Here is a 17,842-nt window from a genome sequence, read left to right on the forward strand (position 1 = left end):
CTCGCCACAGATCGCTCCCGCAGTCGACGCCCCGGATTGAAGAGAACCACTATGAGCCACCTGACCATCGTCCCCTTAAGCTCGGCACTCGGCGCGCAAATCAGCGGCATCGACATCAGCCAGCCGCTGAACCTGGAACAACGCGACGCCATCGAGCAGGCACTGCTCAAGTATCAAGTGCTGTTCTTCCGCGACCAGCCGATCGAGCCGCAACAACAAGCGCGATTCGCCGCCTATTTCGGTGACCTGCACATCCACCCGATCTACCCGAACGTGCCGGAGCAACCGGAAGTGCTGATCCTCGATACCGCCATCACCGACGTGCGGGACAACGCGATTTGGCACACCGACGTGACCTTCCTGCCGACCCCGGCGATGGGTGCAGTGCTCAGCGCCAAACTGCTGCCGGAGTTTGGCGGTGACACGCTGTGGGCCAGTGGTATTGCGGCATATGAAGCGCTGTCCGCGCCGATGAAAACCCTGCTCGAAGGGCTGACCGCTACTCACGACTTCACCCGCTCGTTCCCGCTGGAACGCTATGGCAATACACCAGAAGCCTTAACCCAGTGGGAAGAAGCCCGGCGCAAAAACCCACCGTTACCGCACCCGGTGATTCGCACGCATCCGGTAAGCGGGCGCCGGTCGTTGTTCGTCAATGAAGGGTTCACGTCGAAGATCAATGAGCTTTCGGAAACGGAAAGCGAGGTGATTCTGAAATTCTTGTTCGCCTACACCACACGGCCGGAATTCACCATCCGTTGGCGCTGGCAGAAAGACGACATCGCCTTCTGGGACAATCGCGTGACCCAGCATCACGCCGTGGATGATTACCGCCCGGCGCGGCGGGTGATGCAGCGGGCAACGGTGTTGGGGGATGTGCCGTTTTTCCGTTGAGCCCCGGAACTCTTTATTCACTTTGATGGCCCCATCGCGAGCAAGCTCGCTCCCACAGTGGATCTGTGCTGACCACAAGTTCTGTGGCCAACCGATAACTTTGTGGGAGCGAGCCTGCTCGCGATAGGGCCAAAACAGGCACCAGAAGATCCGGCGCCGAACACTTACTCCGCCGTCGAAGGCTTCTCCCACAAATTGACCCCACCCTCCTGGGCAAACCGATCAATCTCCGCCAGTTCTTCCACGCTAAAACTCAGGTTCTTCAACGCCCCGACGTTCTCGATGATCTGCTCCGGCCGGCTCGCGCCAATCAGCGCCGAGGTCACCCGTGGATCGCGCAAGGTCCAGGCCAACGCCAGTTGCGCCAGGCTCTGACCACGGCGCTTGGCGATTTCATTGAGCGCCCGCACATGGGTGATGTTGGCTTCGGACAGGTGTGACGCCTGCAACGAACCACCGCCCGGACGATTGACCCGCGCATCCGCTGGCACGCCATTGAGGTACTTGTCGGTCAACAGCCCCTGAGCCAATGGCGTGAAGGCGATCACGCCGGTGCCGAGCTCATCGGTGGTGTCCAGCAGGTCCTTTTCCACCCAGCGATTCAGCAGGTTGTAAGCCGGTTGATGAATCAGCAATGGCACTTTCCACTCTTTCAGCAACCCGGCGATTTCACGGGTTTTCACCCCGGAATAGGACGAGATGCCGATGTACAACGCCTTACCCTGCTGCACGGCGGTGGCCAGTGCGCTGGCGGTTTCTTCCAGCGGCGTGTCCGGGTCGAAGCGGTGGGAATAGAAGATGTCCACGTAGTCGAGGCCCAGGCGTTGCAGGCTCTGGTCGAGGCTGGCCAATATGTATTTACGAGACCCCCCGCCCTGGCCGTAAGGGCCGGCCCACATATCCCAACCGGCCTTGCTGGAGATGATCAACTCGTCGCGGTACTGCTTGAAGTCTTCGCGCAGCAAACGACCGAAATTGATCTCGGCGCTGCCATACGGTGGGCCGTAGTTGTTGGCCAGGTCGAAATGGTTGATACCGAGATCGAACGCCGTACGCAGCAATGAGCGCTGGGTGTCGATCGGCGTACTGTCGCCGAAGTTGTGCCACAAGCCCAGGGACAGTGCCGGTAGCACCAACCCGCTGCGGCCTACACGGCGGTAAGGGATGGAATCGTAGCGATTTTCGGCAGCGGTGTAGGTCATCGAATCCTCTCTTGTCTGTCTTGAATGTGGTATCGACTGCTTTGCAAGTTGCCCAGCATACGCTTGGACAAACGCCGATAAACCTCGGACTCGAGAAAATGCTGAAACGTTTCACAGATTATTAAATCTGACCTGCCGCCATAGAGCCGCTATCCACCCTCAACGTTCATGCCGACAACTCACGCAGCGCCGCAGCCGCCAAAAAGCCAGATCTTGAGCTGTATCGCTGATCTCGTCTGACCGTCTGGTCGATACGCTCAAGCAATTGCTCAGGAAGCGTGGCATTGAAGCGCACCGACTTGCCGAAGTAAGGCGTGATATCGAAGTCGACCACACCCCACACACCGCCAGCGTAATCAGGGTTATCAAGATGAGCGTCAATTTCACGCACCTGCGGCAGTGGATCACCATCGGCGACCAGACCTTCGTAGTGCAAAGCCAACGCTTCTTTCACGTTTTCAAATGCCTGCGCCACAGTAGCGCCTGCGGAGAAGCATCCCGGCACGTCCGGGATAATCACTCCGTATTCTGAGTCGGCATCCTTGTGCAGAACGACCGGGAATTTCATTTCGATGAGTCCTTCCTGTGATGTGGCCCCTTCGAGGCTTTCGTTTCCGATGTCGGGCCTCATTTCAGACCCGCATGTTTCAATATGCTGTTGATCGTGCCTTTGGGAAGATCCGAATCAGGGTGCTTTATCGTCACCCTGCCTGACTTGCACGAATGCTTGTACTGATGGTGGCTACCTTTCACGGCCACCAGATACCAACCATCCTCCTCGATCATCCTGATCATTTCCCGACTTCGCATCACCTTCGTCCTTGTGGGCAGCATCTGCTGAGCACATTACGTGATGATCACATCTTTAATACACACGATACACACTCTAATAAATATTAGCCTAACTCAAGCAAGCCAGATTGCCCGCGGACCATCGGTTATCGGGCCCCCGCAAACACCTCCCCCAACCAATCCACAAACACCCGAACCCGTGGTGACATGTGTTTGTTATGGGGATACAACACGGAAACCGGCATCGTTGGCGGTGGTGTGTCGACCAGGATTTCCTGCACCACCCCTTGGGAAATCAGCGTTTCCATTCGGTAATGCGGGCACTGTATAAGGCCCAGGCCTGCAATCGCCGAGGCTGCATAAATCTCCGCACCGAACACCGACAATGCGCCATCGATGGTCACTTCCTGCAGCTCGCCATCGACCATGAATTCAAACGGAAACAACTTGGCGGTGGTGCGCGAAACGTAGTTCACCGCGCGGTGGTTTTTCAGGTCTTCGAGATTTTTCGGTTCGCCGTATTTGCGCAGGTAGGCGGGGCTGGCGCAGGTGATCTGGCGCAGGTTGGCGACACGTTTACCGATCAGTGCCGAGTCGCCCAAGGTACCGGCGCGTAACACGCAATCAACGCCTTCTGCGATCAGGTCGACGAAGCGATCGGCCTCGCTGATGGACAGTTCGATGTCCGGGTAACGCGCCATGAATTGCGGCAACGCGGGGATCACGAAGTGCTTGGCCAAGGTGCCGTGCAGATCCACTCGCAACCGCCCTTTCGGCGCCACGCTGCGGAATGCCAGTTCGGCTTCTTCCAGTTCCGCCAGCAACTGCACGCACCGCAAGTAGTACGCCTCGCCATCCAGCGTAGGACGCACCTTGCGGGTGCTGCGCTCAAGTAAACGCGTACCGAGCCAGGCTTCGAACTGATTCAGCGTGTGAGTCAGGGTCGCCCGCGGCAGATTCAGGTCATTGGCCGCCAGCGTGAAGCTGCTGCGCTCGTAGATTCGCACGAAAACCTTCATCGCTTTGACTTGATCCACGCGGGGGCTCCTGACGATCGATTGTTGGCAATTATTGAACAGTCAAGCCAACTCTCATGCATTTATCGCCCTGAGTAAACATGTGAGTCTGGCTCCACTTCAAACCCCTCCCAAGGAATCAACACCATGACTACTCAAACTTTGAAAGTTGCCATCGTGACCGGCGCCTCCCGCGGCATAGGTGCCGTGATCGCCAGACAACTCGCCAGCGAAGGGTTCGCCGTTGCCATCAACTACGCCAACAGCGCCACTGAAGCATCAAAACTGGTGGTGGAGTTGCGTCAGGCCGGGCATCAGGCCATAGCGGTCAAGGCTGACGTGGCCAATGCCGACGACGTGCGCCGGTTGTTCGATGACACTGAAGCGCAACTGGGCAAGGTCGATGTGCTGATCAACAACGCCGGCATCCTCAAAGTGATGCCGTTGGCGCAGCACACGGACGAACTGTTCGAGCAGACCTTCAACATCCACGCGCGCGGCACGTTCAACACTTTGCGTGAAGCGGCGACGCGTTTGAACAGCGGTGGCCGGATCATCAACTTCTCCAGCAGCACCGTTGGCCTCAACTTGCCGGGCTACGCGGTGTACATCGCCAGCAAAGCGGCAGTGGAATCCCTGACCCAGGTGTTTGCCAAGGAAATGCGTGGTCGCAACATTACCGTCAACGCGGTGGCACCTGGCCCGGTGGCGACGGAGCTGTTTTTGCACGGCAAGAGTGAAGAGCAAATCCAGAACTTCGCCAAGATGCCTCCACTGGAGCGTTTGGGTCAGCCGGAGGATATTGCTCGCGTTGTGTCGTTTCTGGTGGGGCCGGATTCGGCTTGGGTGAATGGGCAAATTCTGCGGGTGAATGGTGGGTTGGTTTAACTATGCTCGATGTATTGGGGTGAGCAGTAAGGACGCCTTCGCGGGCAAACCCGCTCCCACAGGGATCGGTAGTGAACACAATTCCTGTGAACACCCGCGACCACTGTGGGAGCGGGCTTGCCCGCGAAGACGGCCTCAAAGACACCACAAATCTGAAGGGGAGGAACGCACCATGCACACCACCATCATCATCTTCTTCGGCCTGGTCCTTCTGGCGCTGATGCTGTTCATCGGCGAGAAAATCGGTTTCCCCCGCCAGACCCTGGCCTACAGCTTTGTCGTGCTGTGGCTGGCGTTGACCTTGATCAACGGCGTGGTCGGCATGGTCAACGCCGGCCAGCCGTTGAGCACCGAACTGGTGGTGGGTAGCGCGGTATTCGGCGTACCGGTGGCCGCGCTGGTGTTGTTCATGACGATGAGCACCGACGCCTGACAAGACGTCAGCGCCCCTCCTCAATCAACGCACCAGGTGCAAAAACTGCATGTGCCGTTCGTACTGGTCAAGGATGTCGTTGATGACCTGCTCCTTGGTGTAGCCCACCAGATCGTAATCCTGACTGCCCTCGCTCAAATGCACTTCGGCCCGATGGTAACGGCGGTTGTTGAGTTGCTTGGAACCCATGCCGCCACGGGCGAACGACGGCGTGAAGTAACCGCGCATCTGCACCTGATAGATGAACGGATGCAGTTCGCCATGACCGATCTCCAGGCTGACGTTGTCATTGGCCGGATCGGGCTGAGTGACCACGTGCAAGCCCTTCTCGACGAACACTGCCGTCACCTCTTCAATCGCCGGGCGCACCGTGGTATCGAGGAAGCGATAGACCTCATCCCGCGACGGGAAATGCACTGCCTGACTCAAGCGCTGACGCCATCCACCGCGCCGTGATCCGGACACCGGCGCAAGGGAATGCAGTTGCGCGATCTGCTTCTGCGATTCCAGATAAAACGCCTTGTGCAGCCCCCACATCATCAGCAGCAAAATCATCGAGAACGGCAACGAGGTCAGCACCACCGCTGACTTCAAAGCATCGATGCTGCCGGAGAACAGCAGCGCGCTGGTCACCAGCGCGGTCATCGCGCCCCAGAACACTCGCAGCCATTTCGGCCCGTCTTCATCCGGGTTACCGCCCTTGGCGGACAACGTCGACAGCACCACGGTGCCCGAATCGGCTGAGGTCACGAAGAACACGAAGCTGATGAACACCGTGACCGCAATCACGGTTTTGCTCCACGGGTAGGTTTCCAATAGCAAGTACAGGGTCATCGACGGGTTGTCGATGGCCGACAGGCCGAGCGCGCTCATGCCGTGGTTGAGGACTTGGTCAATGGCGCTATTGCCAAAGATCGACATCCACGCCAGGGTGAAACCGAGCGGGATCAACAGCACGCCGAAGACGAATTCACGAATGGTCCGGCCACGGGAAATCCGCGCGATGAACAGGCCCACGAACGGCGACCATGCAATCCACCAAGCCCAGTAGAACACCGTCCAGCCGCCCAGCCAGTCGCTGGGTTTGTCGTAGGCGTAGAGGTCGAAACTCTTCATCGGCAAGGCGCCGAGGTAGTCGCCGATGTTCTGGATCAGTGTATTGAGCAAGTGCTGGGTGGGGCCGGCGAACAACACGAACAGCAGCAGCGCACAGGCCAGCAGCATGTTGATGTCGGACATCACCCGCACGCCTTTATCGACGCCGGACACCGCGACGATGATCGCCGCGCCCATCATCAGCGTGATCAGGCCGACCTGAATCCATTGGGTGTGGGCGATGCCGAACAGGTAGTCCAGGCCCGAGTTGAGGTGCAATACGCCAAAGCCCATGTCGGCACCGAGGCCGAACACTGTGGCGATGATGCCGAAGCCATCCACTGCGTAACCGATGGGGCCGTTGATGCGCTTGCCGATCAGTGGATACAGCGCCGAACGCAGGGCCAGCGGCAGGTTATGTCGATAGGCGAAATAGGCCAGCGCCATGCCGACAAAGGCGAACACGCCCCAGCCGTGCAGGCCCCAGTGCAGAAACAGAATCTGCATCGCCTGACGTGCCGCATCCGCCGTGCCAGCCTCGCCTTGCGGCGGTTGTGCCAAGTGCGTCAGCGGTTCGGACACGCAAAAGAAAAACAGCGTGATGCTGATCCCGGCAGCGAACAGCATGCCGGCCCAGGACAGGTAGCTGAATTCGGGCTCGTCGTGGTCGGCACCGAGCTTGATCTTGCCGTAGCCAGACAAGGCGGTGACCACCACGAAGACCAGATACAGCGTCATCGCGAGCATGTAGTACCAGCCGACCGTATTGGCCGCCCAGTTTTGTGCTTGCAACAGCCAGGCACCGGCCTGTTCGGGCATCGCCATGACCACAACGGCGAACAACAAAATAAAGGTCGCCGCGAAATAAAAAACCGGCGGATTCATGCGGACCTGGCCGCTTGTGGGGGTGGACGGTGCACTCATGAAAGGTGCACCTCAAAGGGGTGAAACAGGGCAATCAATAACGGACTCGGCAAAGGCAAGCCTCCTGTTGTGAGCGGGCAGCAAACCGGCGGTTTAACTTGAATGAGCGTTCAAGTTAAACATGGATAGGGGGCTAAGGACTAATCGCAGGGCTGGGCGGTCGCTTTCCTACACTAGTTCAAGGAAGGGTATGACGCGGGGTTTGCGGGATTCGTTCGGCGGGAAATTAGCTAGATGCCATTATCTCGGCCTGGCCTGAAACCATCGCGGGCAAGCCCGCTCCCACAGGTTTCGTGTCGTTCACGGAATTACCGTTCGACACAAACCCTGTGGGAGCGTGGCTTGCCCGCGATGGCGTCAGAAAGACCACTAGAGATTTTGGACCCTACTTCTGCGTCCCATCATCATGCTGCAGATTCGCCTGGGTCAGGTTGCACCCGGCCGGCACGCTGCGGGTCAACCAGACGTTGCCGCCGATGGTCGAGCCCTTGCCGATGGTGATCCGCCCCAGAATCGTCGCGCCGGCATAGATCACCACATCGTCCTCGACGATCGGATGCCGCGGATGGCCCTTCTGCAACTGGCCATCTTCGTCCGCCGGGAAGCGTTTGGCGCCCAAAGTCACCGCCTGATAAATCCGCACGCGCTCGCCAATGATTGCGGTCTCGCCAATCACCACGCCCGTCCCGTGGTCGATGAAGAAACTGCGACCGATCTGCGCCCCCGGATGGATGTCGATGCCGGTGGCCGAGTGGGCGATTTCCGCGCTAATCCGCGCCAGCAGCGGCAAGCCCGCACGGTACAAATGGTGGGCCAGGCGATGGTGAATCACCGCCAGGATTCCCGGATAGCAGAGCAACACTTCATCGACACTGCGAGCCGCCGGGTCGCCGTGATAGGCCGCCAGTACGTCGGTGTCCAGCAGAGTGCGCAACCCCGGCAAAGCGAGGGCGAAATCCTGAATGATCTGGATGGTTTTGGCCTCGACTTCAGTGTCGGCCTGGGCACTGTGGCGAGCGGCGTAACGCAGTTCGAGCCGCGCCTGAGCCAGCAACGCGTTCAGTGCGACGTCGAGTGTGTGGCCGACGTAAAAATCTTCACTCTCCTCGCGCAAATCCACCGGCCCCAATCGCATCGGGAACAGCGCACCGCACAAGGCTTCGAGAATGTCCGCCATGGCCGCTCGGGACGGCAACTCGCGACCGCCCTGCTCGCCGCTGGCACGGCCGTTTTGTGCGCGCCACTGGTCGCGCGCCGTACGCAGTTGGCTGACGATGGTCTGCAATTGCCAATGGCTGGAACGCTCGCTCACGGTAAAAACTCCTCACGGGCGGCCGGACTGTCTGGCCGCGTTAACCGCGATTACTTTACGGCAACGGCTTGCAGCCGAATTAAGAACCAATAGTGCTGTGCTCAATACTTTTGGCTATAAGCGATTGGCAGTTGCCCCACTAAATACCCGTGCCTATAGTCCTGACATCTTCCTCCGCCAGTACGGACCCATGATCAAACAACAGCTTGCCCGCTTTAACCGCCTCGACCTGCTCGGTCATCCTACTCCCCTGGAAAAACTCGAACGCCTGTCGACCTGGCTGGGCCGCGATCTGTACGTCAAACGCGATGACCTGACGCCATTGGCACTGGGCGGCAACAAGCTGCGCAAACTCGAATACCTGGCCGCCGATGCCTTGGCCCAGGGCGCTGACACGTTGATCACTGCTGGCGCAATCCAGTCCAACCACGTGCGCCAGACCGCCGCCATTGCGGCCAAGCTGGGCCTGGGCTGCGTAGCGCTGCTGGAAAATCCGCTCGGCACCGACGACAGCAACTATGTCGGCAACGGCAATCGGCTGTTGCTGGACCTGTTCGATGCCAAGGTCGAACTGGTGGAAAACCTCGACAATGCCGATGAGCAATTGGAAGCACTGGCCGGACGTCTGCGCAGCAACGGCAAGAAGCCATATCTGGTGCCGATTGGTGGCTCGAATGCATTGGGCGCGTTGGGTTATGTCCGTGCAGGCCTGGAACTGGCCGAACAGATCAAAGACACCGGGCTGCAATTCGCCGCCGTGGTCCTGGCGTCCGGCAGTGCCGGCACCCACAGCGGCCTGGCGCTGGCATTGAGCGAAGTACTGCCGGATTTGCCAGTGATCGGCGTGACCGTTTCCCGTAGCGATGAAGCACAACGACCGAAAGTCCAGGGCCTCGCCGAGCGCACGGCCGAACTGTTGGGCATGAGCCTGCCGGCGAATTTCAAAATCGAACTGTGGGACGAATATTTCGGCCCGCGTTATGGCGAGCCGAATGCCGGGACATTGTCGGCGCTGAAGCTGCTGGCGAGTCAGGAAGGGTTGTTGCTGGATCCGGTGTATACCGGCAAGGCCATGGCCGGTTTGCTCGACGGCATCGGGCGCCAGCGCTTCGATGATGGCCCGATCATCTTCCTGCACACCGGTGGGGCGCCGGCGTTGTTTGCCTACAAAGACTTTCTATAACTGATCGTTCCCACGCTCTGCGTGGGAATGCAGCCCGTGACGCTCCGCGTCACTGGACGCGGAGCGTCCCTAGAGGCATTCCGACGCAGAGCGTGGGAACGATCTCCAAGCAATCCCGCATATTTCATAAAAGAATAACAGACTTAATATTTAGTATTTTCCAATCTAAAGACAACATCATATAGTCACGCCGCAGGCGAATTTGCAGCAAGACGCATAAGCTGCTTTAGGGCAGGATATCGCAGTCGTTAAAATCCCGAATTTGCCAACTTTCCTTAAGCGTCTTCCATAAGAAAACACAGGGGCTTGTCATGAATTTTTCCGCATTACGTCGAAATCTGCTGGTGGGTTCGCTGGGCCTGGCGCTGAGCGCCGGCCTGCTCGGGCAAGCGGTTGCCGGTGAGCAACTGCAAAAAATCAAGGACGCAGGCGTGATCAACGTCGGTCTGGAAGGTACTTATCCACCGTTCAGTTTCGTCGACGCCAACGGCAAACTGGCCGGCTTCGAAGTGGAACTGTCCGAGGCGCTGGCAAAAGAGCTGGGCGTAAAGGTCAAACTGCAACCGACCAAGTGGGACGGCATCCTCGCAGCCCTGGAATCCAAGCGTCTGGACGCCGTGGTCAACCAGGTCACCATCTCCGAAGAGCGCAAGAAAAAGTATGACTTCTCCGAGCCCTACACCATCTCCGGCATTCAGGCCCTGACCCTGAAAAAGAACGAAAGCACCATCAAGACCGCCGCCGACCTGGCTGGCAAAAAGGTCGGTGTGGGCCTAGGCACCAACTACGAACAGTGGCTCAAGGACAACGTCCCGCAAGCCATCATCAAGACCTACGACGATGACCCAACCAAGTATCAGGACCTGCGCGTAGGCCGCATCGACGCCATTCTGGTGGATCGTCTGGCCGCTCTGGAACTGACCGCCAAAGCCAAGGACACCGCCGTTTCCGGCGAACCATTCTCCCGTCAGGAAGCCGGTATTGCCCTGCGTAAAGGCGAGCCTGAACTGCTGGCAGCGGTGAACCAGGCCCTCGAGAAACTGCGCGCCGACGGTACGCTGGAAAAAATCTCGAAAAAGTACTTCAACGCTGATGTCACTAAATAATGGAAGAAGCTTTCCAACTTGCGCTGGACTCCGCGCCCTTTCTGCTCAAGGGCGCGTACTACACGGTCATCCTGAGCCTGGGCGGAATGTTCTTCGGCCTGCTGATGGGCTTCGGCCTGGCGTTGATGCGCCTGTCGCGCTTCAAACTGGTGAGCTGGATCGCCCGCATCTACGTGTCGTTCTTTCGCGGCACGCCGTTGCTGGTGCAACTGTTCGTGATCTATTACGGCTTGCCGCAACTGGGCATCGAACTTGATCCGCTGCCGGCGGCCCTGATCGGCTTCTCGCTGAACATGGCGGCCTACGCCTGCGAAATCCTGCGTGCCGCCATCAGCTCCATCGAGCGCGGCCAGTGGGAAGCTGCCGCCAGTATCGGTATGACCCGCGCGCAAACCCTGCGCCGGGCCATCCTGCCGCAAGCGGCGCGCACGGCCTTGCCACCTTTGGGCAACAGCTTCATCTCGCTGGTCAAGGACACTGCGCTGGCGGCCACCATTCAGGTGCCGGAGCTGTTCCGTCAGGCACAGCTGATTACCGCCCGTACCTTCGAAATTTTCACCATGTATCTTGCCGCTGCGCTGATCTACTGGGTTCTGGCGACTGTACTGTCGCACCTGCAGAACCAGTTGGAAGCGCGGGTCAATCGGCACGACCAGGAGTCCTGACCCAATGATTGTCGTGGAAAAACTGACAAAGCAGTTCAAGGGTCAGGTGGTGCTCAACGGCATCGATCTGCAGGTGAAGGAAGGCGAGGTGGTGGCGATTATCGGCCCCAGTGGCTCGGGCAAGACCACCTTTCTGCGTTGCCTGAATTTTCTCGAGGAGCCTAGCAGCGGCCGGATCAAGGTCGGCGACATCGAGATCGATGGCAGCCGCCCCCTGAACCAGCAGCAGAGCCTGGTACGACGCTTGCGCCAGCACGTGGGTTTTGTGTTCCAGAACTTCAACCTATTCCCCCATCGCACCGCCCTGGAAAACGTGATCGAAGGCCCGTTGGTGGTGAAAAAAATCCCGCGTGCCGAAGCCGTTGCCCTGGGTAAAAAGCTGTTGGCCAAGGTCGGCCTGGCAGGCAAGGAAGACGCTTACCCGCGACGCCTCTCCGGCGGTCAGCAACAGCGTGTGGCGATTGCCCGGGCGTTGGCGATGGAACCGGAAGTGATCCTGTTCGATGAACCGACTTCAGCGCTGGACCCGGAACTGGTGGGCGAAGTGTTGGCGACCATCCGCGGTCTGGCCGAAGAGAAACGCACCATGGTGATCGTCACCCACGAAATGGGCTTTGCCCGGGACGTGGCCAACCGCGTGGTGTTTTTCGACAAGGGTGTGATCGTCGAGCAAGGCGAAGCCAAGGCACTGTTTGCCAATCCGAAAGAGGAACGGACCAAGCAGTTTCTCAGCAAGTTTCTTAATAACGCTTAGTGCTGCCCCACTCGAAAACTGTCAACTTCCATGGATGGAAGTGACATTAACTCCGCTTTATAAAAGCCTATAGCAGCTTTCAACGACTTACTTGATTCGCCCTCATCATAAATAACTCCCCGCCGCCCCATGCGGTACATATATATGTCCTGCAACAGATTCATATCGCCTAAAATCTATAAAACCTCTGGCTGTTTACGCTCAAAGGGTTACTGCCTCAGAGGCCTAAAACCCACCAAATATTGGACTTTGTTCGACAGAGCGATGCGGTTTATTAACCACGCCGCGTAGGAGCTTTCTGAATCACGCAAGAACTAACCTTTAACCAACCAACGCTATTGACACCTATTCAAACGCACTCTTATCTAGTCTCCAACAGGCAACAGCCATCCCACTCAATCATTGTTTAAGCGCGCAAATAGTGAATCGTTTTGTTGCTTGGTAATTCACGCCTTTCGATCTTTCAGAAATGGACTTCGCGGCAAAGCTTCAAGGAGAGAAACCCATGACAAGCACTTCAAACAAATCTGAACTTGCAGCCCCGACCCTGGCGCAAAGCCACAAGGCCGGCATCAATATCACCTCTGCCGCTCACCTTATGATCGACGTGGCGCCCTACTCCGGTATGGATGAAGGCGATCTGATCGAGCTGTTCTGGAACAACTGCTATGTGGCCTCCAGTGTCCTGGGCCCCGACCATGGCGGCAAAACCGTGAGCCTGCGGGTGCCGGAAAGCTTCATTGCCAATGGTTCTGCACGCGTCCATTACAAGGTCATGCAGGTCGGACAGGGGCCGACGGTATCACCGGCGGCGCGCGTCCAGATCAAGCTCGATTGCCCGGGTGGCCTGCTTCTTTGCGATGAGGAAAACCAGAGCCTGGCGCCCGTATTCATCCCTGAGACCATTCGCCGTCAGGGGGTCAATCCGAACCAGGTCAAACGCGGTGTTCCGTTGACCATCGAGCCTTACCTGAACATGGCCGCCGACGACGAAATCACCCTGCGTTGGGGCGATGTGCGCATGGACCTGCCAAAGCTCAAGGCTTGCGATGTGGGTCAGCCGATTCAGGTCTGGGTGCCCCCGGCGATCATTCTCGAAGCTGGCGAAGACCTTCGACTGGAAGTGACCTACTGCATCCTCGACCGCGTGGGTAACAACTCGCGGTGGGCACCGGCACGCACACTGAAGATCGGCTGTGCCAATCCCTATCTGAAAGTGCCGCCGAAAGAAGTGCTCATGGCCGCGGAGCCCCGAAAGCGGTGAGCCCCTGTAGCAACACTCCTGTTGTGTCATGAGGGCTTTTTGTGGCGAGGGAGCTTGCTCCCGCTGGGGTGCGAAGCGCCCCTGAAACCGACAAACGCGTTCTTTCAACTTGAACCCCCTTAACGGTTTTTGCGACTGCTGCGCAGCCGAACGGGAGCAAGCTCCCTCGCCACAGGGGCTCCGACCATTCGAGCGATGTCACCTTCTATACATATTCCTAAAAGTTAGTTCATTAATTATTTATACACGCTTAGGGTATATACACCGGACCACCGGACATTCGTGTTTTTCATTCGCCGCAACCCTTGCGGCGCTTTCATGAGATGTGAGGTAGGTATGGTCCGGAACACAATCACCCCAGTGCAAATCGCCAGGGCATTGCGTGCAGCCAAGGAGCGGCACTGATGTCCAGTCTGGCAGATGCAATCGTCCAGAGTGATCTGGACATCGCCCCATTGTTGTTGCCCGCGCAGGTCTTGCGCAACGACGCACAAGCCATCAAGGCTGCCCATGAGCTGGCGCAAGTCGCCCGCCTGCAAGCCGCCAAACGTGACCAGCAGCGCAAGCTGCCGTGGTCGGAAATCGAACAGTTCACCCGCAGCGGCCTGGGCAGCATTGCTATCCCCCGTGAGTACGGTGGCCCGCAGGTTTCGTTCGTCACCTTAGCCTCGGTGTTCGCGATCATTTCCGCGGCCGACCCGGCTTTGGGGCAGATCCCGCAGAACCAGTTCGGGATTCTCAACCTGATACTCGGCAGCGCCACCGAATCGCAGAAAAAACAGCTGTTCAAAAGCGTGCTCGAAGGTTGGCGAATCGGTAACGCAGGGCCGGAGCGCGGAACCAAAAACACCCTGGAGCTCAAGGCACGGATCACCGCCGCCGGCGATGGCTTCGTCATCAACGGCCAGAAGTTCTATTCCACCGGCGCCCTGTTCGCCCACTGGGTGGCCGTCAAGGCGCTGAACGACGACGGCAAGCAAGTGCTGGCCTTCGTTCGTCGTGGTACCCCAGGCCTGCGCATCGTTGATGACTGGTCGGGTTTCGGCCAGCGCACCACCGCCAGCGGCACCCTTTTGCTCAACAACGTGCGGGTCGACGCCGAGCTGGTGGTGGATAACTGGAAGATCAACGACAGCCCGAATACCCAAGGCGCCGTGTCGCAGCTGATTCAAGCAGCCATCGACGCCGGCATCGCCCGGGGCGCCATCGATGACGCCATCGAGTTTGTGCAAAAACGCGCACGACCGTGGATCGACGCCAAGGTCGAACGGGCCAGCGACGACCTCTATGTGATCGCCGACATCGGCAAGCTGAAAATCGAACTGCACGCCGCCGAAGCACTGCTGCACAAGGCCGGGCAAGTTCTCGACCAGGTCAACGCCGCACCGCTTACCGCCGAGTCCGCTGCACGCGCCTCGATTGCCGTGGCTGAAGCCAAAGTGCTGACCACCGAGATCTCGCTGCTGGCCAGCGAAAAGCTCTTCGAACTGGCCGGCAGCCGCGCGACCCTCGCCGAATTCAACCTCGACCGCCACTGGCGCAACGCCCGAGTGCACACGCTGCACGACCCGGTGCGCTGGAAATATCACGCGGTCGGCGCCTATCGCCTTAACGGCACACTCCCCGCTCGCCACTCCTGGATTTAATGACCATGACTCTTTCCCACCACGTCGCGGTCATCACCAGCGATGAGCAAGCCCTGATCGTCGCCAGTGACCTGGCCGATGATTTCAAACGTGACAGCGCCCTGCGCGACCGCGAACGTCGTTTGCCATACCCGGAACTGGAAGTGTTTTCCCGTTCGGGTCTTTGGGGTATCAGCGTGCCAAAAGAATACGGCGGCGCAGAGGTTTCCAACGTCACCCTGGCCAAGGTCATCGCGTTGATCGCCCAGGCCGACGGTTCCCTCGGACAAATTCCCCAGAACCATTTCTACGCCCTCGAGGTGCTGCGCGTGAATGGCACCGACGAGCAGAAAAAACGTCTCTACGCCGAAGTGTTAGCCGGCCAGCGCTTCGGCAATGCACTCGCGGAACTGGGCACAAAAACCGCCCATGATCGCGTCACCCGCCTGACGCGCGATGGCAGCGGCTACCGCATCAACGGCCGCAAGTTCTACGCTACCGGCGCGATTTACGCCCAGCGCATCCCGACGTCAGTGGTGGACGAAAACGGCGTGCAGCAACTGGCGTTCGTCCCGCGCAACAGCAAAGGCCTGACGGTGATCGACGACTGGAGCGGATTCGGCCAACGCACCACCGGCAGCGGTTCGGTGGTGTTCGAGGATGTCTACGTCAATGCCGGGGATGTGATCCCGTTTCAAAGCGCGTTCGAACGCCCGACCACCGTCGGCCCGCTGGCACAGATTCTCCACGCCGCCATCGACACCGGCATCGCCCGCGCCGCCTATGAAGATGCCCTGCATTTCGTGCGGACCAAAACCCGGCCGTGGATCGACGCCACGCATGAAACAGCCACCGAAGACCCGCTGACGATCAAGAGTTTCGGCCACTTGAGCATTCGCCTGCACGCCACCGAAGCCTTGCTGAAACGCTCCGGAGAGTTCCTCGACCAGGCCCAGGCCAACACCAATGCCGAGACCGTCGCCGCCGCATCGATTGCCGTCGCCGAAGCCCGGGCCATCAGCACCGAAATCTCCCTCGCCGCCGGCAGCACGTTGTTTGAACTGGCCGGCAGCCAGGCGACCCTGGTCGAACACGGCCTGGATCGCCACTGGCGCAACGCCCGGGTGCATACGCTGCACGACCCGGTGCGCTGGAAATATCACGCGGTGGGCAATTACTACCTCAACGATGAAAACCCGCCGTTGCGGGGGACCATTTAATGAGTAAAAAGAAGATCCTGCTCAATGCTTTCAACATGAATTGCATCGGGCACATCAACCATGGCCTGTGGACCCATCCACGGGACAATTCCACTCAATACAAAACCATCGAATACTGGACTGAACTGGCTCAATTGCTGGAACGCGGACTGTTCGACGGTTTGTTCATCGCCGACATCGTCGGCGTGTACGACGTCTATCAAAACTCGGTGGACGTGCCGCTCAAAGAGTCGATCCAGTTGCCGGTCAACGACCCGCTGCTGCTGGTTTCGGCTATGGCCGCAGTGACAAAAAACCTTGGCTTCGGCCTCACCGCCAACCTGACTTACGAACCGCCGTATCTGTTCGCCCGACGCCTGTCGACGCTCGATCACCTGAGTCGCGGACGGGTCGGCTGGAACATCGTCACCGGCTATCTGGACAGCGCCGCCAAGGCCATGGGCCTGAGCGAACAGGTGGAACACGACCGCCGCTACGACCAGGCCGATGAATACCTGCAAGTGCTCTACAAACTCTGGGAAGGCAGCTGGGAAAACGGCGCGGTACTCAACGACCGCGAGCAACGGATCTATGCCCAACCCGAGAAAGTGCACAAGGTCGAGCACAAGGGTGAGTTCTATCAGGTCGAGGGTTATCACCTCTGCGAACCGTCGCAGCAACGCACGCCGGTGCTGTTCCAGGCCGGCAGTTCCGATCGTGGTCTGCTGTTCGCCGGTCGGCATGCCGAGTGCGTGTTCATCAGCGGCCAGAACAAACCGGCGACACGGGTTCAAGTGGACAAGGTTCGCGCCAGCGCCGTCGAGGCCGGGCGCAATCCTTGGGACATCAAGGTGTTCATGGGCCTGAACGTGATCGTCGGCGCCACCGAAGCGCTGGCCTGGGCCAAGCATGCCGAGTACCTGAGCTACGCCAGCGCCGAGGCGGGCGTGGCGCACTTTTCGGCGTCCACCGGGATCGATTTTTCCGAGTACGAACTCGACGAACCGATCCAGTACGTGAAGAGCAACGCCATCCAGTCCGCCACCAAGAACCTGCAAAACAACGACTGGACCCGCCGCAAACTGCTGGAACAACACGCCCTCGGTGGCCGCTACATCACCGTGGTCGGCTCGCCCGAGCAAGTGGCCGATGAGCTGGAATCGTGGATCGCGGAAACAGGGCTGGATGGTTTCAACCTGACGCGGATTGTCACGCCGGAAAGCTATGTGGATTTCATTGAGCTGGTGATTCCGGAGTTGCAACGCAGGGGGTCGTACAAGACCGCTTATGACGACGGCAGCCTGCGAGAAAAACTGTTTCACGGCGAGGCGCATTTGCCCGAGCAACACACCGGATCGGCTTTTCGCCGCTAAAAGCATCGCGGGCAAGCCCGCTCCCACAGGGATTGTGTGAACACCCGAGAACACTGTGGGAGCGGCTTGCCCGCGATGAGGTCCGAACAGACACCAAAATTTCAATGCACTGACTGG

General features: G+C 58.9%; 17 protein-coding genes. 11 read left to right on the top strand and 6 right to left on the bottom strand.

Annotation, left to right across the window (positions count from 1 at the left end; genetic code table 11):
- Nucleotides 1–51: 51 nt before the first annotated feature.
- A complete protein-coding gene (gene tauD / locus PSH88_RS29105) occupies nucleotides 52–894 on the top strand; it encodes a taurine dioxygenase (RefSeq protein ID WP_305424211.1) in 843 nt (280 codons plus the stop codon).
- A 164-nt stretch (nucleotides 895–1,058) separates the two neighbouring features.
- Here the strand turns inward: tauD and mgrA are convergent, their stop codons facing one another.
- The 4 genes from mgrA to PSH88_RS29125 form a co-directional block, all read right to left on the bottom strand.
- Complete coding sequence (gene mgrA / locus PSH88_RS29110) at nucleotides 1,059–2,096, bottom strand: L-glyceraldehyde 3-phosphate reductase (RefSeq protein WP_305424212.1); 1,038 nt, start codon at nucleotides 2,094–2,096, stop codon at nucleotides 1,059–1,061.
- Nucleotides 2,097–2,262: 166 nt separating this feature from the next.
- Complete coding sequence (locus tag PSH88_RS29115; protein WP_173667514.1) at nucleotides 2,263–2,727, bottom strand: type II toxin-antitoxin system HicB family antitoxin; 465 nt, start codon at nucleotides 2,725–2,727, stop codon at nucleotides 2,263–2,265.
- Nucleotides 2,724–2,906: a type II toxin-antitoxin system HicA family toxin gene (locus PSH88_RS29120; RefSeq protein WP_305424213.1), complete on the bottom strand. Its 183-nt coding sequence runs from the start codon at nucleotides 2,904–2,906 to the stop codon at nucleotides 2,724–2,726. The genes PSH88_RS29115 and PSH88_RS29120 overlap by 4 nt, the downstream gene beginning before the upstream one ends.
- Before the next feature lie 128 nt (nucleotides 2,907–3,034).
- Nucleotides 3,035–3,925 (bottom strand): LysR family transcriptional regulator, encoded by an 891-nt coding sequence (locus PSH88_RS29125; RefSeq protein ID WP_305424214.1) that lies wholly within the window; start codon nucleotides 3,923–3,925, stop codon nucleotides 3,035–3,037.
- Between the two features lie 126 nt (nucleotides 3,926–4,051).
- Between PSH88_RS29125 and PSH88_RS29130 the strand changes: the two genes are divergently transcribed.
- Both PSH88_RS29130 and PSH88_RS29135 read left to right on the top strand, forming a co-directional pair.
- Nucleotides 4,052–4,792 carry an SDR family oxidoreductase gene (locus tag PSH88_RS29130; RefSeq protein WP_305424215.1) on the top strand — a complete coding sequence of 247 codons (741 nt, stop codon included), beginning with the start codon at nucleotides 4,052–4,054 and terminating at the stop codon, nucleotides 4,790–4,792.
- Between the two features lie 172 nt (nucleotides 4,793–4,964).
- Complete coding sequence (locus PSH88_RS29135; protein ID WP_305424216.1) at nucleotides 4,965–5,225, top strand: hypothetical protein; 261 nt, start codon at nucleotides 4,965–4,967, stop codon at nucleotides 5,223–5,225.
- A gap of 24 nt (nucleotides 5,226–5,249) precedes the next feature.
- Here the strand turns inward: PSH88_RS29135 and betT are convergent, their stop codons facing one another.
- Nucleotides 5,250–7,205, bottom strand: a complete 1,956-nt coding sequence (betT, locus tag PSH88_RS29140) for a choline transporter BetT (RefSeq protein ID WP_305427071.1) — start codon at nucleotides 7,203–7,205, stop codon at nucleotides 5,250–5,252.
- Between the two features lie 424 nt (nucleotides 7,206–7,629).
- A complete protein-coding gene (gene epsC / locus PSH88_RS29145; protein WP_008005160.1) occupies nucleotides 7,630–8,556 on the bottom strand; it encodes a serine O-acetyltransferase EpsC in 927 nt (308 codons plus the stop codon).
- 190 nt (nucleotides 8,557–8,746) lie between these two features.
- Here epsC and PSH88_RS29150 point away from each other — a divergent pair, with 190 nt between their 5' ends.
- The 8 genes from PSH88_RS29150 to PSH88_RS29185 all read left to right on the top strand — a co-directional run bounded on the left by PSH88_RS29150 (nucleotide 8,747) and on the right by PSH88_RS29185 (nucleotide 17,725).
- Nucleotides 8,747–9,739: a D-cysteine desulfhydrase gene (locus tag PSH88_RS29150; protein WP_305424217.1), complete on the top strand. Its 993-nt coding sequence runs from the start codon at nucleotides 8,747–8,749 to the stop codon at nucleotides 9,737–9,739.
- Nucleotides 9,740–10,050: 311 nt separating this feature from the next.
- Nucleotides 10,051–10,845, top strand: coding sequence for a cystine ABC transporter substrate-binding protein (gene tcyJ, locus PSH88_RS29155; RefSeq protein WP_305424218.1), 795 nt, complete (start codon nucleotides 10,051–10,053; stop codon nucleotides 10,843–10,845).
- A complete protein-coding gene (gene tcyL, locus PSH88_RS29160; RefSeq protein ID WP_305424219.1) occupies nucleotides 10,845–11,510 on the top strand; it encodes a cystine ABC transporter permease in 666 nt (221 codons plus the stop codon). The genes tcyJ and tcyL overlap by 1 nt, the downstream gene beginning before the upstream one ends.
- 4 nt (nucleotides 11,511–11,514) lie before the next feature.
- Complete coding sequence (tcyN, locus tag PSH88_RS29165) at nucleotides 11,515–12,264, top strand: L-cystine ABC transporter ATP-binding protein TcyN (protein WP_008068688.1); 750 nt, start codon at nucleotides 11,515–11,517, stop codon at nucleotides 12,262–12,264.
- Between the two features lie 505 nt (nucleotides 12,265–12,769).
- Nucleotides 12,770–13,528, top strand: coding sequence for a hypothetical protein (locus PSH88_RS29170; protein WP_305424220.1), 759 nt, complete (start codon nucleotides 12,770–12,772; stop codon nucleotides 13,526–13,528).
- Between the two features lie 404 nt (nucleotides 13,529–13,932).
- Nucleotides 13,933–15,174, top strand: a complete 1,242-nt coding sequence (locus PSH88_RS29175; protein ID WP_305424221.1) for an SfnB family sulfur acquisition oxidoreductase — start codon at nucleotides 13,933–13,935, stop codon at nucleotides 15,172–15,174.
- A gap of 5 nt (nucleotides 15,175–15,179) precedes the next feature.
- Nucleotides 15,180–16,373: an SfnB family sulfur acquisition oxidoreductase gene (locus PSH88_RS29180; RefSeq protein ID WP_305424222.1), complete on the top strand. Its 1,194-nt coding sequence runs from the start codon at nucleotides 15,180–15,182 to the stop codon at nucleotides 16,371–16,373.
- Nucleotides 16,373–17,725, top strand: coding sequence for an LLM class flavin-dependent oxidoreductase (locus tag PSH88_RS29185; protein ID WP_305424223.1), 1,353 nt, complete (start codon nucleotides 16,373–16,375; stop codon nucleotides 17,723–17,725). The genes PSH88_RS29180 and PSH88_RS29185 overlap by 1 nt, the downstream gene beginning before the upstream one ends.
- Nucleotides 17,726–17,842 lie beyond the last annotated feature (117 nt).

The sequence above is a fragment of the Pseudomonas wuhanensis genome (assembly GCF_030687395.1).
Lineage (GTDB): Bacteria > Pseudomonadota > Gammaproteobacteria > Pseudomonadales > Pseudomonadaceae > Aquipseudomonas > Aquipseudomonas wuhanensis.

Coding starts and splice junctions, on each gene's coding strand:
- tauD (WP_305424211.1), top strand. CDS start 52: ATGAGCCACCTGACCATCGTCCCCTTAAGCTCGGCACTCGGCGCGCAA.
- mgrA (WP_305424212.1), bottom strand. CDS start 2,096: ATGACCTACACCGCTGCCGAAAATCGCTACGATTCCATCCCTTACCGC.
- PSH88_RS29115 (WP_173667514.1), bottom strand. CDS start 2,727: ATGAGGCCCGACATCGGAAACGAAAGCCTCGAAGGGGCCACATCACAG.
- PSH88_RS29120 (WP_305424213.1), bottom strand. CDS start 2,906: ATGCGAAGTCGGGAAATGATCAGGATGATCGAGGAGGATGGTTGGTAT.
- PSH88_RS29130 (WP_305424215.1), top strand. CDS start 4,052: ATGACTACTCAAACTTTGAAAGTTGCCATCGTGACCGGCGCCTCCCGC.
- PSH88_RS29135 (WP_305424216.1), top strand. CDS start 4,965: ATGCACACCACCATCATCATCTTCTTCGGCCTGGTCCTTCTGGCGCTG.
- betT (WP_305427071.1), bottom strand. CDS start 7,205: ATGAATCCGCCGGTTTTTTATTTCGCGGCGACCTTTATTTTGTTGTTC.
- PSH88_RS29150 (WP_305424217.1), top strand. CDS start 8,747: ATGATCAAACAACAGCTTGCCCGCTTTAACCGCCTCGACCTGCTCGGT.
- tcyJ (WP_305424218.1), top strand. CDS start 10,051: ATGAATTTTTCCGCATTACGTCGAAATCTGCTGGTGGGTTCGCTGGGC.
- tcyL (WP_305424219.1), top strand. CDS start 10,845: ATGGAAGAAGCTTTCCAACTTGCGCTGGACTCCGCGCCCTTTCTGCTC.
- tcyN (WP_008068688.1), top strand. CDS start 11,515: ATGATTGTCGTGGAAAAACTGACAAAGCAGTTCAAGGGTCAGGTGGTG.
- PSH88_RS29170 (WP_305424220.1), top strand. CDS start 12,770: ATGACAAGCACTTCAAACAAATCTGAACTTGCAGCCCCGACCCTGGCG.
- PSH88_RS29175 (WP_305424221.1), top strand. CDS start 13,933: ATGTCCAGTCTGGCAGATGCAATCGTCCAGAGTGATCTGGACATCGCC.
- PSH88_RS29180 (WP_305424222.1), top strand. CDS start 15,180: ATGACTCTTTCCCACCACGTCGCGGTCATCACCAGCGATGAGCAAGCC.
- PSH88_RS29185 (WP_305424223.1), top strand. CDS start 16,373: ATGAGTAAAAAGAAGATCCTGCTCAATGCTTTCAACATGAATTGCATC.